The sequence below is a fragment of the Arthrobacter yangruifuii genome, assembly GCF_009192775.1.
Classification (GTDB): Bacteria; Actinomycetota; Actinomycetes; order Actinomycetales; family Micrococcaceae; genus Arthrobacter_B; species Arthrobacter_B yangruifuii.
In genome coordinates, this window is the sequence record NZ_VTFX01000001.1 from 304,503 (window position 1) to 320,558 (window position 16,056).

The following is a 16,056-nucleotide window of genomic DNA, read 5'->3' on the forward strand; positions in this document are numbered from 1 at the left end:
GGGCTCCCGGCAGCCCGACAGCGCCCCGGCTTCCGCAGCCACCCCTTGCGCACGAAGCTGATTGTGGCCACCCTCGCCCTCCTGACGGCTATCTGTGCCGCGATCGGGGTGTTCGGCCATGTGGCCATGAACCAGTACCTCACCGGCGTGCTCGACGCCAGCCTGGAACGTTCTGCGGACCGGGCCGGGTTCCGCGGGGGAGCGGCCCCGCGGGATAGTTCCGTACCGGCGCAGGACGGCGGATCAGGGAACCCCGGAACCTCGCTTCCCCGGGAGGGCCAGAACCTGGTGGGCCTGCGTCCCGGTTCCCTGAATGCCGTTTTCATCGACGGCGAGCCCAGCCGGTCCACCCTTGTGCTCGACGACGGTGTGGCCCGGCAGCTGGAAGAGAATGACCTGACGCTGCTGGCGGGTGTGGACCCGGATCGCGGTCCGCAGGACCTGGCCCTGTCCATTGGCAGTTACCGGGTGGATGCGTTCCCCGCGCCGCCGGGAACCGAGGATGGTAATGCGGTGCGGGTGGGCGGGCTTGCTACGGACCAGCGCGACAGTACCCTGGCCTCGCTGGATCTCACCATGGCGGTGCTGTCCCTGGCAGGACTCCTGGTCACCGGCGTTGCCGGCACCGTGATCATCCGCCGCTCGCTGCGCCCGCTGGACCAGCTTGCCGCGGTGGCCACCTCGGTATCGAAGCTTCCCCTGGCTTCCGGAGAGGTGCAGGTTCCGGACCGGGTACCGCCTGCGGCTGCGCAGCCGGGGTCCGAGGTGGGCACTGTGGGCCTGGCCCTGAACGGCATGATCGACCACATCACCAATGCCCTGCGAGCCCGCCAGGCCAGCGAGACGAAGGTGCGGCAGTTCGTGGCGGATGCCAGTCATGAACTGCGCACTCCGCTGACCTCCATCCGCGGGTACACCGAGCTGGTCCTGCTCAGCGAGCGCGTCAGCCCTTCGGGGCGGTCCGCCCTCGAACGGGTGGACAACGAGGCCAAACGGTTGTCGGCACTGGTGGAAAACCTGCTGCTGCTGGCCAGGCTGGACGAGGGCCGGCGCGGGAAACTCTCCGATGTGGACCTCACCGAGCTGGTGGTGGAAGCCACCAGGGACGCGCAGGTGTCGGCACCGGAGGACCACTGGATCCTGACCCTTCCGGACGAGCCCGTGGTGGTTGCCGCGGTTGAGTCCGAGCTGCGGCAGGTGCTGACCAACCTGCTCTCCAACGCACACAAGCACACGGCTCCCGGGGCGCGCGTGGAAGTCGGCCTGAGGACTGCCGGCGGAGAAGCCGTAGTCACCGTCACAGACAACGGTCAAGGCATCGCCCCGGAGTTCATGAACGCGCTGTTTGCCCGTTTCAGCAAGGCGGATTCCGCCCGCTCCGGAACCACCAGCGGGTCACCCAGCAGCGGCCTCGGCCTGGCCATAGTGCAGGCCCTGGTTGCCGCCAACGGGGGCACCATCGACGTCCGGAGCGAGCCCGGATGGACGCGGTTTACCGTCGCCTTTCCACTTCCCGGCATGGACACCTCCGGGTAGCCTGCGGCTAGCTCGGGGTGATCCAGTACCGGCGTGTGCCGTCCCGGGTGTCCTCGTAGACGCCGCCGTTTTTCTCGATAACGGCCCGGGACCCGGTGTTGGTTTCGGCGCAGGTGATCAGCAGTGCACTGATGCCCAGGTCGTAGGCGGCCGGGAGGGCATCATGCAGGGCGCGGGATGCATGTCCCTGCCGCCGAGCCGAGGGCCGCACGCTGTAGCCGATGTGGCCTCCCTGCTCGAAAAGGAAGTCATTCAAGGTGTGCCGGATGGCCAGGGACCCGAGGAATTCATCATTCTCCACCAACCAGAGGTAGGTGCAGGGGACATAACCCTCCGGTCGGGGTGTTTCCGCCAGCCGTTCCGCAAGCAGCCCCTCCACGAATGCGGAAAAATCATCGGAAATTTCGGTGCGGACGCGCTCGAGCGGGTTTTCTCCGTACACGCCGGACCCGTCCATGGACTCTCCATTGAACTCTTCCGCGGCAGCAAGCCAGCTTTCGCGGAAACGGGCATCGGGGCTCATCAGGGTTGCCATCGGGATATCGTATGCCCGCTGAACTGCAGGGCCGTTTATTTAGCGGCGATGGGCGGCGTTTGCCGGTGGGCACCGCTTATGGCCGGAAGGGCTCCCACAGGGGAACGGGCGTCCGTATCCTGACAAGAATGGACCCGGTTCGCATCAGCTTCTGGATATTTGTTGCCACGTCCGCCGGCACCTGGCTGCTTTCCCTCGCCACACGGGAGTACTCCTGGACGGACCGCATCTGGTCCCTCGCCCCGCTGGCCTACCTGTGGGTGTTCGCCGCGGCCTCCGGCGGGGATCCACGCGTAGTCCTGATGGCCGTACTGGTGACCCTCTGGGGCGCCCGGCTCACCTTCAACTTCGCCCGCAAGGGTGGATACGCGCCCGGGGGAGAGGATTACCGGTGGGGCATCCTGCAGTCCCGGCTGCGGCCCTGGCAGTTCCAGGTATTCAACCTGGCTTTCATCAGCATCTACCAGAACGCCATCATCTGGTTCATGACCCTTCCCGTGGTCACCGTGTTCCGCAATCCCGGCCCGCTGACCTTCTGGGACTGGGTATTGGCGGCGGCATTCCTCGCCGCACTGGCGGGGGAGACCCTCGCCGACCAGCAGCAGTGGAACTTCCAGCAGTGGAAAAAGTCCCAGCGTGCCGCCGGGCACACCCCGGATCCGGGGTTCCTCCAGACCGGCCTGTTCCGCTTTTCACGCCACCCCAACTTCTTCTTTGAACAGGCCCAGTGGTGGGTGTTCTATGGTTTCGCCATTGCGGCCACGGGTTCCTGGCTGCATTGGACGGTTCTGGGGGCAGTGCTGCTGACTCTCCTTTTTGCCGGTTCCACGGCCTTCACCGAAAGTATTTCCCGCAGCCGGTATCCGGCATATGCCGGCTACCAGAAGCGGACCTCGGCGGTAATCCCCCTGCCGCCGCGGTTCCGGGCGGAGGTGCAGTGACCTGCCGGCCGCCGAATCTCGTCCATCACATTTACGTCATCCGGCCGCTGACGATTTCTTCTACACCTGTTGAATAGGGCAGGATAAAGGAACCGCCCGTTTAGCGCTACGTGAACAGCGATAGCCAGCTATCGGGCCATGAATATCAAAAAAGCCTGCGGCGTCCCCCAGCGCCGCGGCATCTGAGGGCTCTGCTTTGGCAGGGCCCTTAGGTGTATCTGCGAAGATTAATCCCATGCCTGCACCGGAAGATTCCAAGCCCCTCCGGCGTCCCTCACCGGATGAACCCCGGATAGCCCGTACCCGGGAAGCACTTGAGGCTGGCCTGTGGGAGTTGCTTCGTGAGCTGGAGCTGGCAGACATCAGCGTGTCGGCGCTCTGCCGGAAGGCCGGGGTGCACCGCACCACGTTCTACGGTCATTACCGGAACATTTTCGATTTTGCCGCGTTCGTTTACGCGGGCCTGGTGGACCGGCTGGGGACCATAGACCTGGACCAGCGGGGTACCGGGCGGACCATTGCGGAAATCGGCGAGCTCTACGTCCAATCCATTCGTGACATCCTGCAGCACACCAAGAGGGAGCAGCGGGTATACCGGGCCCTGTTCCACACCGGGACATTCCACAGTGTCCTCGCCGAGGACCTGCGCGCACGCATCCTTCTGGCACTGCACGTGTGGGCTGCGCACGGTGTACTGCCCGCACTCAACCTGGAGGTCACCGCAGGGTATTTGGGCGGCGCCTACTCCTCCTGGTTCGAGCAGTGGGTGGCCGGCGACGACGACGACGCCGAGGCCTGGCTGGGATCGCTGCGGAACCTGCTGCCCGCCTGGTGGCCGCGCGACGGCTTCCCTCCGGCGCCGTAGCCCGGCCGGGGTTCCTAGAGCCGGTGCAGGCTGCCGCGCAGGGAGTCCAGGTCCGGATAACCGTTGACGGCCATGGTCAGGTCCGCTTCGGCAAGCAGACTGCGCATGACATGGGTGATTCCGGCCTGCCCGCCGGCGGCCAGGCCGTAGACGTAGGGCCGGCCGATGCCCACCGCCGTCGCGCCCAGTGCCAGCGCCCGCAGCGCATCCACGCCGGACCGCACACCGGAATCGAAAAGCACCGGGGCGCCGTCGGCCGCCTCGACGACACCGGGCAGGCAGTCGATCGCCGGAATGCCGCCGTTCGCCTGCCGGCCGCCGTGGTTGGAGCAGTAGATGCCGTCCATGCCGCCGTCGAGGGCCCGCCGGGTGTCCTCCGGCGAGCAGATGCCCTTGAGGATGATCGGCAGCGAGGTCAGGGACCGGAACCAGGCCAGGTCCTCCCACGTCATAGTGGGGTTGCCGAACAGTGAGGCCCAGAGCATCACCGCAGCAGCAGGATCGTCGGAACCCTGTTCCGCCAGCAGCTTCCGGAACCGGTCATCGGTTCCGTAGTTGGCCAGGCACTGCCCGGAGAGCATCGGCAGGTACGCGGCGCTCAGGTCCCGCGGCCGCCAGCCGTTGACCCAGGTGTCCAGGGTAATGACGATGCCGGAGTAGCCGGCGGCCTCGGCGCGGTGGACCAGGCTTTCCGCGAGTTCACGGTCAGCCGGCGGGTACAGCTGGAAGAACCCCGGGGTGTCCCCGGCGGCGGCGCGGACCTGTTCCAGCGGAGCCTGCGACAGGGTTGAGGCCACCATGGGTATGCCCAGTTCCGCCGACGACGCCGCGGTGGCCAGATCGCCGTCCTCCGCCACCGCGCCCAGCACCCCCACGGGCGCAAAGAACAGCGGCGTCGGCAGCTTATGCCCCAGGAACTCGATGCCCAGGCTGCGCTGCGCCGCCCCGACCAGCATCCGCGGCATGATGCCCAGCCGCTCGAAGGCGGCCACGTTGGCGCGCTGGGTGTGCTCGTTCCCGGCCCCGCCGGCGACATAGCCGAGGATCCGGGGATCCATCCGGCCTGCGGCAACTTCCTCCATGGCTGCATAGCCCATGGGCAGATCCGGCAGCACTCCCCGTGCGCCGTTCATGTAGATGCCGAGCTGATAGTCGCCGAAGTTGCCGCTCACGATTGTCCCCGTTTCCGTTCCGGCGCCGTCGCCGGAATGCCTGTGCGAAAGGCTACTCCAGGGTGCCCTGTTCCTCGGTGCGACCCGCTGAGCCGGCAAACCGGTCCAGCCGCTGTTCGAGCCCGGACCGGACCTGCGGCCATTCCTCCGCAAGGACGGAGTACACCGCCGTGTCCCGCCAGCTGCCGTCCGCGCGGCGCCTGTCCCGGCGGCGGATGCCCTCGAAAACCCCGCCCATTCCACTGATCGCGGCGCGGGAACGCTCGTTGCGGGAGTCCGCCTGGATGGTGATACGGCCGCAGCCGGCGGCGAAGGCGTGCCCCAGCAGCAGCAGCTTCGTTTCTACGTTTACGGCCGTGCCCCAGACGGAAGGGGCATAGGCCGTCCATCCCAGCTGGGCGGACTCGGTGCGCAGGTCCAGGTCAGCGAGGCTGCTGGTCCCCACCACGAAACCGGCCCCGGAGCCTGTGAGCAGCCGGACCGCAAAGGGCAGCTCGTTCCACCGGTAGAACGTGCGCGCCCACTCGGTGAACCCGCGCAGGTCCTCGCGGAGCCCTGCCGGGCCGCCGCCGTAGCCGCCGGCAAATACCTCGGGCACCGCGATGGCCCGGTGCAGGGCCGGCAGCAGGTCCGCTGTGAGCGGTTCCAGCCGGACAAACCGTCCGGTCAGGACGGCGGGAAGGGGCCGTACGGCAGTCATGGCGCCAGTGTTGCAGATCGCGGGCCGTCCATCCCGCCTGCGGCACTTCGTTACGCCAAGAACTTGTCCGGCGTCAGCGGCAGGTCCCGCACCCGGATGCCCGAGGCGTTGTAGGCGGCATTGGCAATGGCCGCCGCGCTGCCCACAATCCCGATCTCCCCGATCCCGCGGGCGCCCAGCGGCCCGGCGTGTTCATCCACGTCCTCAATCCACACGGCGTCCATGTCCAGCACATCCGCGCTGGTTGGGATGTGGTACTCGGCGAGGTCGTGATTGACGAAGATGCCGAACCGCGGATCCAGGATGCTCTGCTCATGCAGTGCCATGCCCAGGCCCATGGTCATTCCACCCAGGAACTGGGACCGGGCAGTACGCGGATTGATGATCCGTCCGGGGGAGAAAACGCCCAGCATCCTCGGCACCCGGATTTCTCCGGTGTCTGCGGAGATCCGCACCTCGGCGAAATGCGCGCCGAAGGAGTAGAGGGCGAAGTCCTGTGCTTCGGGATCCTCGGGGGCATCCGCTTCGGTGGCGGCGCCGGGCGAGGGGTGTTCGCCGTGGTCGGCACGGAACGCGTGTGCTGCGGCGATGATCGTGCCGCCCCAGCTCGCTGTGCCGGAGGATCCGCCGGCCACGCTGGCGGCCGGGAACCGGGTGTCGCCGATGCCGAGCCGGACGCGGTCGATCGGCACCCGCAGGGCATCCGCGGCAATCTGCGTGAGGGCCGTCCAGGCGCCGGTGCCGATATCCGCGGCGCCGATCTGCACCGAATAGATCCCGTCCTGTTCATAGCTGATCCGGGCAGTGTTGGAGGGCTGGCGCATGAAGGGATAGACGGCACTGGCCGTGCCCATCCCCACCAGCCAGCCGTCCTCCTGCACCGAACGCGGCCGGGTGACCCGGCGGTCCCAGCCGAAGCGTTCCGCGCCCAGGTCGAAGCATTCCATCAGATGCCTGCTGGACCAGGGTTTGCCGGTTTCCGGGTCGGTCTCCGGCTCGTTCCGGCGGCGCAGTTCAATCGGGTCCAGTCCCGCCGCAGCGGCGAGTTCATCCATGGCCACCTCGGGCCCGAACATACCCGGGCATTCACCCGGTGCCCGCATCCAGGACGGCACCGGAATGTCCAGCGGCGCCAGCCGGGTGGTGGTCCGCCGGTTGGGGGAGGCGTACATCATCCGGAACGGCGCCGGTGTCTGTTCCGCGAATTCCTTAATCCTGGAGGTGTGCTCCACAATGTCCAGGGACATGGCGGTCAGCCTACCGTCGTCGGCCGCGCCCAGCCGGATCCGCTGGATGGTGGGCGTGCGGTGGCTGGTCAGCGAATACATGTGCTGGCGGCTGACCGGGAACTTCACCGGCCGGCCCTCGGTGCACTGCGCAGCCAGGGCCGCCATCACCACGTGCACGTGCGGCATGCCCTTGGAGCCGAAGCCGCCGCCCACGTGCGGGGCGATGACCCGGACCTGCTCCTCTTCCAGGCCCAGGACCTGCGCCAGCGTGCCCTTGACCGCATGGACCCCCTGGGTGGAGTCCCAGAGGGTCAACAGGGTCCCGTCCCACTGCGCCACGGTGGCGTGGGGTTCCAGGGGATTGTTGTGTTCGGCGGGTGTGGAGTAGGTCTGCTCGATCGTCAGGGCCGCCGTCTCGAAGGCGGCTTCCACATCGCCCTGGCTGCTGTCCGTCGGGGTGCCGGCATTGAGTTCCTCGGGGGCGTAAAGTGCCGGGTCGTCCGCGCGCAGATGGGCGCTGAACGGTTCGGCGGCGTACCGGACCCTGACCAGGTCTGCTGCCTGCCGGGCGGTTTCCGGGGTTTCGGCCAGTACGGCGGCCACAATCTGCCCGCGGTATCCCACTGTGCTGTCCTGCAGGACGGCCAGCTCCCGGTCCGAGGTATCCGCCAGGCGCGGCGCGGTTTCGGGTGTCAGGACGGTCAGCACGCCCGGGACGGCTTCGGCCTCGGCGGTGTCCACTCGTTCCACGGTGCCCCGCGCAATGGTGGACAGGACCGGATACAGGTGCAGGGGGCGTTCGACCGGCTGTTCATACGCGTAGGGCGCGGTGCCGGTGACCTTGAGTTCGCCGTCGAGCCGTTCATACGCCGTGCCGATGGCGGAGGCGGGGATGAGGTTGGTCATGGGGTGGTGTCCTCCCAGCCGGTGCCGCGGGGCCCGTCCGGACCCTCGGGATGATCGGTTCCAGCGGCGCCCGCGTCCGGAGCCGGGACGCCGGTGAGATCACGCAGGACGGCCGCCAGGGTGTTGCGGACCATCGGCAGCTTGAACCCGTTGTCACCCAGCGGCCTGGCCTGCCGCAGCTCGGCGTCCGCCGCGGCCCGGAAGTTGGCATCGGTGGCCTCAGCCCCGCGCAGCACTGCCTCCGCCTGCAGGGCACGCCAGGGTTTGTGGGCCACTCCGCCGAGAGCGATGCGCACGTCGCGGATCACCGGTACGGCGGCGTCGTCGTCTTCCAGCTCCAGCGCGGCAGCGACGGAAACCAGGGCGAAGGCATACGAGGCACGGTCCCGGACCTTACGGTAGGCGGACCGGGGCGGTGCCGGCGGCAGTTCGACGGCGGTAACCAGCTCCCCGTGCGCGAGCACGGTGTCCAGCTGCGGCTCGGTGCCGGGGAGCCGGTGGAAGTCGCTGACCGGGATCACCCGTTCGCCGCCGGGACCCAATACCACCACGGCGGCGTCGAGGGCGGCCAGAGCCACGGCCATGTCCGAGGGGTGGGTGGCTACGCAGTCCTCGGAGGCGCCCAGGATGGCGTGATAGCGGGTGTAGCCGTCCACGGCGGAACAGCCTGTACCCGGTTCACGCTTGTTGCACGGGGTGGAAGGGTTCTGGAAGTACACGCAGCGGGTCCGCTGGAGCAGGTTGCCGCCGGTGGTGGCGAGGTTCCGGAGCTGCCCGGACGCGCCGGCGAGCAGCGCCTGGGACAGGGCCGGATAACGGAGCCGGATATGGGTGTTGGCGGCCAGATCCGCATTGCGGACGTTGGTGCCGATCCGCACCCGGCCGTCAGCCTGCACATCCACTGTGTCCAGCGGCAGCCGGCTGATGTCCACCAGCATCGCCGGTTCAGCCACACCCAGCTTCATCCGGTCCACCAGATTGGTGCCGCCGGCCAGGAAGGCTGCTTCCGGGTGGCCGGTGACGAGCGCGACGGCGGACGCGGCATCCTCGGCGCGCCGGTAGTCGAAGGGAATCATGGCCGCTCCTCGGGGTGTGCGGGCATGGACGCGGCGGTCGGCGAGTCCACCACTGCCGGCTGCCCGGGGTCGGCCGCCCCGCCCCGCCGTTCTTCGGCGGCTTCGGCGGCCTGCCGGACGGCGGCCACGATGTTGGCATACGCCCCGCAGCGGCAGAGGTTTCCGCTCATGCGCTCGCGGATCTCGGCGTCGGTGAGTTCAATGCCGCCTTCGGTCTGCAGGTTGCCGGTGGCCCCCGAGGGGTGGCCGGCGGCTGCTTCTTCGATGATGCCGGCGGCGGAGCAGACCTGGCCGGGGGTGCAGTAGCCGCACTGGAATCCGTCGTGTTCCAGGAACGCGCGCTGTACCGGATGCAGGCCCCCGTCCGGGGTGCGGCCGGCCAGGCCTTCAGCCGTAGTGATGTCCGCGCCGTCGTGGGCCACGGCCAGGGTGAGGCAGGAATTGGCGCGCCGGCCGTCCAGCAGGACCGTACAGGCGCCGCACTGGCCGTGATCGCAGCCTTTCTTGGGGCTCGTCACGCCGAGCCTGTCGCGCAGTGCGTCCAGCACAGTGGTCCTGGTATCCAGCGTCAGGGTGCGCGGGATACCGTCCACCTGCAACGTAATTTCGGCTTCCATCAGTGCTTTGGCCACCTCTCCACAACGGATCTTCCCCGCAACCTATCCGAGGAAGTGGAATGGAGACAAGCATGGCCGCCGAGGGAGGGCCGGCGGCCGCGGAACCGGACGCGGGCACAAAAAATCCCGATCCGGTGTTCCGGATCGGGATTCTCACGTGGTTGCGGGGGCAAGATTTGAACTTGCGACCTCTGGGTTATGAGCCCAGCGAGCTACCGAACTGCTCCACCCCGCGGCGTGGTCTCAACTTTACCGTAGATTTGCCGCACAGTGTAATCCAGTGGCCGCAGTCACAGTCGACGCGGCAGGATTCGCTAGGCTGGGGCCCGTGAGCCTGCCGAAAATTGATACAACCGTCACTTATCCCGCCGGAGCGTTGACGGGCACCGGAACCGTCCTGCACGTCGAAGCCCTGCCGGACGGGAGGTCGGCGGTGCTTCTGGACACCACCCCGGTACATCCCGTGGATGCGGCCTGGCCGGACCAGGGCGCTGACCTTGCGACACTGACGACGCCGGATGGCCGCGAGGTACCGGTGCTGGAGTGCGTAGTGGGGGCCACGGACCAGTCCGCACTGTTCCTGGGCGGGCAGGTTCCCGTCCGCAAGGGCACCGAGGGCTGGGTGTTCCTGGTGGTCCATGTGGTGCCCGGAGAGGCCGGACTTGCGGAAGGGCAGCGGGTGGACATCCAGGTGGACGGTCACCGCCGGACTGCACTCTCCGCGGGGCACACCGCCTGCCACCTGGCCTCGCTGGCCCTGAACCGGCAGCTGGCCACAGCCTGGAAAAAGGACGTGCAGGCCGACGCCGCCGGCAACCCGAACTTCGACGCCCTGGCAATCGAGACCTCCACCATCGATGCCTACGGGTCCGTCGACGTCTACCGGCTGGGGAAATCCCTGCGCCGGAAGGGATTCCTGCCGGAGGCATTGCTGGCGGATACGGCTGCCGTGGAAGCGGGGGTGAACGCCACCCTGGCCGAGTGGGTGGCCTCCGGCGCCGAGGTGCGCATCGAGCGGGAATCGGAACTCCTGACCGGCATGCGCCGCTGGGTCTGCGCATTGCCCGGCGGGGAGGTTCGCATTCCCTGCGGCGGAACGCACCTTTCCTCCTTGAAAGAGGTATCGGAGATGACAATCCGGCTGATCCTCAATGCCGGGGAGGGAAGCGCGGCGGAAGTGATCATGGAAACCCGCTGCGTTCCCGCCAAATTACCTGCGTAGACGCCCGCGCTTTATCCTTCGTGCAGATTTTGAGGGGTTTGTTCCTGTCCGGGTCCGGCAGGGGTAGAACTTTCGCGCCCTGTGCGCGTAAAAGTAGTTCCACGCCCGAGCGGGCGGTATCCAAAATCTCAAATGAGCCGAGGAAACCAGATGGGATTACGAATAAATCGGCAAATTCGCCGCCGGAAGCGTCCCAGGATCCGCGCCGGTGCGGCGGGAGCAGCCGTCGCGGCGCTTGTGCTGACCGGCTGCGGAGGCAGTGAAGCCGACGGCAACCAGGAAATAGTCGTGGCGATCGTTTCCAATCCGCAGATGCAGGACGCCATCACGCTTCAGGATGAATTCGAGGCCCAGTACCCGGACATTGACGCCCGGTTCGTTTCGCTTCCCGAAAACGAGGCCCGCGCGAAGATCACTGCGTCCGTCGCGACCCAGGGCGGGGAATTCGACGTCGTGATGATTTCCAATTACGAAACTTCCATGTGGGCGGAAAACGGCTGGATTACCAATCTTCAGGAGTACGCGGACTCCACCGAGGGTTACGACCCTGATGATTTTGTGCCGACCATCCGCGAGGCACTCAGCTACGAAGGGGACCTCTACTCCGTGCCCTTCTACGGAGAATCCTCGTTTGTGGCTTACCGTACGGACCTGTTCGAGGAAGCGGGCCTCACCATGCCGGCGAAACCGACCTGGGATGACATCCGGAACTTCGCGGAAAAGCTGGATGACCCGGACAAGGACATGGACGGGGTGTGCCTGCGCGGGCTGGCGGGCTGGGGTGAAGTCATGGCCCCGCTGGACACCATGATCAACACCTACGGCGGACGCTGGTTCGACGAGAATTGGAACGCCACCCTGGATTCCCCGGAGGTGGAGGCCGCGGTCACCGATTACGTCAATCTGGTCCAGGCCCATGGGCAGGCCGGCGCCGCCACCAGCGGATACGGGGACTGCATCACCCGGTACAGCCAGGGCAACGCCGCCATGTGGTACGACGCCACGGCCATGGTGTCCTCCGTGGAGGATCCCGCCTCCTCCCTGGTGGTCGGCAAGAACGGGTACGCACCCGCCCCGGTGCAGGAAACGGATTCCTCGGGATGGCTCTACAGCTGGTCCCTGGCCATACCGGCGACGAGCGACTCTAAAGACGAGGCGTGGGACTTTGTGTCCTGGATGACGGACAAGGAGTACATCCGGTTGGTCGGCGAAAAGATCGGCTGGGAGCGGGTGCCGCCCGGCAGCCGGCTCTCCACCTACGAGATCCCAGAGTACGCGGAGGTCGCCAAGGCGTACGCGGAACCGACGCTGACAGCCATGGCGGGAGCCTCGCAGGAGGACAGCATGGTCAAGCCCGTGCCGTACACCGGGCTCCAGTTTGTGGGTATTCCCGAATTCCAGGACCTGGGCACCCGCGTAGCGCAGCAGATATCGGCTGCAATTGCCGGCCAGCAGACAGTGCAGGAAGCCCTGGAGCAATCCCAGAGCTATGCCGAAACGGTGGCTGAAAGCTACCAGGACGGAGGCAGTTGATGTCTACCTTGGTTGCCCGCCAGCAGATCCGTGCCCGCAAGTCCGCTACGGAGCGGAAGGCCGGGGGCCTGTCATCGGCGGAAGGATGGCGGCGGCGGCTGCCGCTGCTGCCCGCGCTGATCTTCACGCTGATTGTCACGCAGGTCCCGTTCCTGTTTACGCTCTGGTACTCGCTGCAGAACTGGAACCTGCTTCGCCCCGAAGGAGACCGCTTCGTGGGGCTGTCCAACTATGTGGACATCTTCGCGGATTCCACCTTCCGCCGTGCCGCACTCAACAGCGTCCTCTTCACCGTGGGCTGCGTCTTCTTTGCCATGCTTCTGGGCATCGTTTTCGCGCTGCTGCTCGACCGGTCCTTTGCCGGCCGCGGAATTGTACGGACGCTGCTCATTACGCCCTTTTTGATCATGCCCGTGGCCAGTGCACTGCTGTGGTCCATGTCCATCCTCAACCCCACGTACGGACTGTTGAACTGGGTGATCGGCCTGGTGGGAATCCCGCCGGTGGACTGGACCTCGCAGCATCCGATCGCCTCCATTTTGATGGCCCTGGTGTGGCAGTGGACGCCGTTCATGATGCTGCTTGTCCTGTCCGGGCTGCAGTCGCAGTCCAAGGACGTGCTGGAGGCCGCGCAGGTGGACGGTGCCGGCTGGTGGCGGACCTTTATCTCCGTCACCCTTCCGCAGCTGCGCCGCTACATTGAACTGGGCGTCCTGCTGGGGGCCATTTACGTGGTCAACACCTTCGACCAGATCTACCTGATGACCGCCGGCGGCCCCGGTACGGCAAGCGCCAACCTGCCGTTCTACATCTACCAGCGCGCCTTCCTCGGCTTTGACGTGGGCCAGGCCGCAGCCATGGGCGTTGTGGTGGTCATTGCCACCATGATCGTTGCAACCCTTGCCCTCCGCCTGATCTTCCGAAGCTTCGACGTAAAGGACTGACGACGTGGCTACTGAAACAGCTGCCCCTACCCCGCCCGCCCCCAAGGCGGCCGATCCGGCGCGCCGGACCGTGCGGAAGCCGGCCCGCCGGTTCAACAGCGGGCCGATCCTGACCACGGTGACCTGGGTGCTCGCCCTGGTTTTCTTCTCACCCGTGCTGTGGATGGTGCTGACGTCCTTCAAGCAGGAGTCCGCCGCAGCGTCCGATCCGCCGATCTTTTTCTTCGCCCCCACCCTGGACCAATACCGTGCCGTGCTGGGCAGCGGGGCCGGAAGCTATTTCGCCAATTCAGCCATCGCCACGGGTGTCTCCACCATCCTGGTGGTGGCGCTCGCCGTGCCCGCCGCTTACGCAGTGAGCATCCGGCCGGTGAAAAAAACCTCCGATGTGCTGTTCTTCTTCATCTCCACCCGCATGCTGCCGGTCGTGGCAGTGATTATGCCCATCTACGTCATCGCCGGCCAGCTGAAGGTCCTGGACAACGTCTGGACCCTGGTGGTGCTGTACACGTCGATGAACCTTCCGATTGCCGTCTGGATGATGCGTTCCTTCTTCCTGGAGGTGCCCGGAGAAGTTCTGGAAGCGGCCCAGATGGACGGTGCGGGCCTGCTGAAAACGCTGTGGCGGGTGCTGATGCCGATGGTGGCACCGGGACTGGCCGCCACCGCCCTGATCTGCGTGATTTTCGCGTGGAACGAGTTTTTCTTCGCGCTCATCCTCACGGCGGGCAAATCCGCCACGGTGCCGGTCTTCCTGGTGTCGCAGATGACCAGTGAAGGCCTGTTCCTGGCACAGCTGTCTGCGGCGTCGGTCCTGGCCTCGTTGCCCGTGGTGATCGCGGGATGGGTGGCGCAGAAGCAGCTGGTGCGCGGTCTGTCCATGGGCGCAGTCAAATAGGAAACGCTGCCACAGGGGAAGAAGGAACCGGGGAGCGGGGCGGCCCCGCTCCCGGCCGCCTAGAGCGCGGAGTCCTGCTCCTGCACGGTGGCATTCGAGGAAACCTCGAAGGTCCTTTCGGGCGGTTCGGCGTTGGCCGGGTCCATCCACAGGAACTCCCAGACATGCCCGTCCGGATCCGTGGCGGAGCCGCTGTACATGCCCGGCATCCGTTCCTCGGCCGGGAGATAAACCGCGCCGCCGCCCGTGGTGCAGGCGGCCAGGATGCGGTCCACTTCCTCGCGGCTGTCACAGCTGATGCAGTTCAGCACTTCCTTGCCGGCGGAGGCGAGGTGCGGGGTGTCGCCCTCGGGGAGGAACCCCTGATAGAAGTCCTGCTGCAGCAGCATCACCACAATGCTGTCGGAAATCACGACGGCGGTGCCCCGGTCATTGCTGAACTGCGGGTCCTTGGCAAAGCCGAGTCCCAAATAGAACCGCTCGGCCGCCTGCAGGTCCGCAACGGGGAGATTGGGGAAGATCATGCGTTCCATGACGGGTCCTTTCAAGGGTGGATAGCAACACGTTCCCACCGCCGCGGGCCGGTGACAACGGATGGCCGGAAGCACGGTCCCCGCCCGCCCGCACCAAAAAGCCTTTGTCAGTTCGTGACGGACCCGTCTTCGCTGCGCTGGCCGAAAACTGCTAATCTCACACCTGCGAAGGCGGGCCGGATTCTCCGGCCATCTACCTGGCACATCTGCATCAGCGGTGCATCAGGACCAAGGAAGAAGCCAATGAACACCACTTCGGACAGCATGTATCTGGCCCGGGCCATCCAGCTCGCCACCGAGAACGTGGCGGACGACGGCGGCCCGTTCGGCGCCGTCGTCGTCACCGCGGAAGGTGCCGCCTTCGAGGGCGTGAACCGGGTGACGGCGAACAACGATCCCACCGCCCACGCAGAGGTCACTGCCATCCGCAATGCCTGCGCCACCCTGGGCACCTTCGACCTCACGGGCGCGGTGCTCTACACCAGCTGTGAGCCGTGCCCCATGTGCCTGGCATCCTCGCTGTGGGCCCGCGTGGAGCGGGTGGTGTACGCAGCAGACCGGCATGACGCTGCGGGCGCGGGGTTTGACGACGCCGCCTTCTACGAATACTTCGAGACCCCTTTGGAGCAGCGTTCCATGCAGGTGACGCAGCTTGCCGTGGAGGACAGCCCGGCCATGGCCCCTTTCGATGCCTGGACCGCGGCTGCGGCCCGCATCGACTACTGAGCCGCCCGCAGCGGACAACCCCGGCCGGCTACAGGGGCAGGACGGGTCCAATGGTCTTGGCGAAGCAGGTGGACCCGTCGGACATGATGTACGCACCGAAATTCGGCACCACCCGGTAGCCGCCGTTCTCATAAAAGCGGTGCCCGTCCGGCTGCGCCGAGCCGGCCTCCGCGGTCAGCACCGCGAATCCCATCTGTTTCGCCCGGTCCTCCAGCGCCACGAGGACCGCCGTCGCAACCCCCGCCCCGCGCGCATAGGGCAGGACATACACCCGCTTGATTTCCGCCGTCGTGCTGTCCGTCCGGTGGAGCCCGCCGCAGCCGAGCGGCTGTCCGGTGCTGCGCTCGTAGGCGACCAGGAAAACCGCGGAATCCGCCGCGCAGGGAGGGTTCGGGTCGCGATGGCCGGTGCCGTGGCGGGCATCGAGTTCGGCCTGCTGGGCTTCGCGCAGGTCCGCGCCCACCGGGTTGCTCCACGGCACTTCCCGGATCCGCAGGTGCGGGGTCGAGTAGGAACGGAACCCGGATAAGGGTCGTAAATCCGACATGCTGCCTCCAGCCGGCCAAAAGGGGTATGGCACCACGCTAGGAGCGGAGGGTTTCGCCGGTGTTTCCGTGATGTGG

General features: G+C 66.8%; 16 protein-coding genes and 1 tRNA gene. 8 read left to right on the forward strand and 9 right to left on the reverse strand.

The genetic code is table 11. The features are described 5' to 3' along the window. Nucleotides 1-45 precede the first annotated feature (45 nt). Complete coding sequence (locus GD627_RS01520; protein WP_246165255.1) at nt 46-1,536, forward strand: sensor histidine kinase; 1,491 nt, start codon at nt 46-48, stop codon at nt 1,534-1,536. A gap of 7 nt (nt 1,537-1,543) precedes the next feature. Here the strand turns inward: GD627_RS01520 and GD627_RS01525 are convergent, their stop codons facing one another. After that, the gene (locus GD627_RS01525; protein ID WP_146360031.1) at nt 1,544-2,071 is read right to left on the reverse strand and encodes a GNAT family N-acetyltransferase; all 528 of its coding nucleotides are present in this window, start codon (nt 2,069-2,071) and stop codon (nt 1,544-1,546) included. Nucleotides 2,072-2,199: 128 nt separating this feature from the next. Here GD627_RS01525 and GD627_RS01530 point away from each other — a divergent pair, with 128 nt between their 5' ends. Next, nucleotides 2,200-3,012, forward strand: coding sequence for a DUF1295 domain-containing protein (locus tag GD627_RS01530; protein WP_152271064.1), 813 nt, complete (start codon nt 2,200-2,202; stop codon nt 3,010-3,012). 235 nt (nt 3,013-3,247) lie between these two features. Continuing rightward, entirely contained in the window at nt 3,248-3,877 is a 630-nt protein-coding gene (locus GD627_RS01535; protein WP_152271065.1) for a TetR/AcrR family transcriptional regulator, read from the forward strand. Nucleotides 3,878-3,891: 14 nt separating this feature from the next. Here GD627_RS01535 and GD627_RS01540 read toward each other — a convergent pair whose 3' ends face one another. From GD627_RS01540 to GD627_RS01565, 6 genes are all read right to left on the reverse strand, one after another. Then, the gene (locus GD627_RS01540; RefSeq protein ID WP_246165257.1) at nt 3,892-5,049 is read right to left on the reverse strand and encodes an alpha-hydroxy-acid oxidizing protein; all 1,158 of its coding nucleotides are present in this window, start codon (nt 5,047-5,049) and stop codon (nt 3,892-3,894) included. 52 nt (nt 5,050-5,101) lie between these two features. Then, the gene (locus tag GD627_RS01545) at nt 5,102-5,749 is read right to left on the reverse strand and encodes a GNAT family N-acetyltransferase (protein WP_152271066.1); all 648 of its coding nucleotides are present in this window, start codon (nt 5,747-5,749) and stop codon (nt 5,102-5,104) included. Nucleotides 5,750-5,799: 50 nt separating this feature from the next. Continuing rightward, on the reverse strand, nt 5,800-7,884 hold the full coding sequence (locus tag GD627_RS01550; RefSeq protein ID WP_152271067.1) for a xanthine dehydrogenase family protein molybdopterin-binding subunit: 2,085 nt from the start codon (nt 7,882-7,884) through the stop codon (nt 5,800-5,802). Beyond that, a complete protein-coding gene (locus tag GD627_RS01555; RefSeq protein ID WP_152271068.1) occupies nt 7,881-8,960 on the reverse strand; it encodes an FAD binding domain-containing protein in 1,080 nt (359 codons plus the stop codon). The genes GD627_RS01550 and GD627_RS01555 overlap by 4 nt, the downstream gene beginning before the upstream one ends. Further along, the gene (locus tag GD627_RS01560; RefSeq protein WP_152271069.1) at nt 8,957-9,577 is read right to left on the reverse strand and encodes a (2Fe-2S)-binding protein; all 621 of its coding nucleotides are present in this window, start codon (nt 9,575-9,577) and stop codon (nt 8,957-8,959) included. The genes GD627_RS01555 and GD627_RS01560 overlap by 4 nt, the downstream gene beginning before the upstream one ends. A gap of 158 nt (nt 9,578-9,735) precedes the next feature. After that, nucleotides 9,736-9,812: transfer RNA gene (locus tag GD627_RS01565), tRNA-Met, on the reverse strand. Between the two features lie 93 nt (nt 9,813-9,905). Here GD627_RS01565 and GD627_RS01570 point away from each other — a divergent pair. The 4 genes from GD627_RS01570 to GD627_RS01585 all read left to right on the forward strand — a co-directional run bounded on the left by GD627_RS01570 (nt 9,906) and on the right by GD627_RS01585 (nt 14,174). Then, on the forward strand, nt 9,906-10,799 hold the full coding sequence (locus GD627_RS01570; RefSeq protein ID WP_152271070.1) for an alanyl-tRNA editing protein: 894 nt from the start codon (nt 9,906-9,908) through the stop codon (nt 10,797-10,799). Nucleotides 10,800-10,949: 150 nt separating this feature from the next. Continuing rightward, nucleotides 10,950-12,332 (forward strand): ABC transporter substrate-binding protein, encoded by a 1,383-nt coding sequence (locus GD627_RS01575; RefSeq protein WP_152271071.1) that lies wholly within the window; start codon nt 10,950-10,952, stop codon nt 12,330-12,332. Further along, nucleotides 12,332-13,276, forward strand: coding sequence for a carbohydrate ABC transporter permease (locus tag GD627_RS01580; RefSeq protein WP_152271072.1), 945 nt, complete (start codon nt 12,332-12,334; stop codon nt 13,274-13,276). Before GD627_RS01575 ends, GD627_RS01580 begins: the two co-directional genes overlap by 1 nt. A gap of 4 nt (nt 13,277-13,280) precedes the next feature. Beyond that, the gene (locus tag GD627_RS01585) at nt 13,281-14,174 is read left to right on the forward strand and encodes a carbohydrate ABC transporter permease (RefSeq protein ID WP_186764152.1); all 894 of its coding nucleotides are present in this window, start codon (nt 13,281-13,283) and stop codon (nt 14,172-14,174) included. Between the two features lie 59 nt (nt 14,175-14,233). On the opposite strand, the gene GD627_RS01590 is transcribed toward GD627_RS01585, so the two are convergent. Further along, on the reverse strand, nt 14,234-14,707 hold the full coding sequence (locus GD627_RS01590; protein WP_194265923.1) for a VOC family protein: 474 nt from the start codon (nt 14,705-14,707) through the stop codon (nt 14,234-14,236). A gap of 243 nt (nt 14,708-14,950) precedes the next feature. On the opposite strand from GD627_RS01590, the gene GD627_RS01595 reads away from it, so the two are divergent. Continuing rightward, nucleotides 14,951-15,433, forward strand: a complete 483-nt coding sequence (locus tag GD627_RS01595; RefSeq protein WP_152271073.1) for a nucleoside deaminase — start codon at nt 14,951-14,953, stop codon at nt 15,431-15,433. 28 nt (nt 15,434-15,461) lie between these two features. Here the strand turns inward: GD627_RS01595 and GD627_RS01600 are convergent, their stop codons facing one another. Continuing rightward, entirely contained in the window at nt 15,462-15,980 is a 519-nt protein-coding gene (locus GD627_RS01600; RefSeq protein WP_152271074.1) for a GNAT family N-acetyltransferase, read from the reverse strand. Nucleotides 15,981-16,056: the final 76 nt, after the last annotated feature.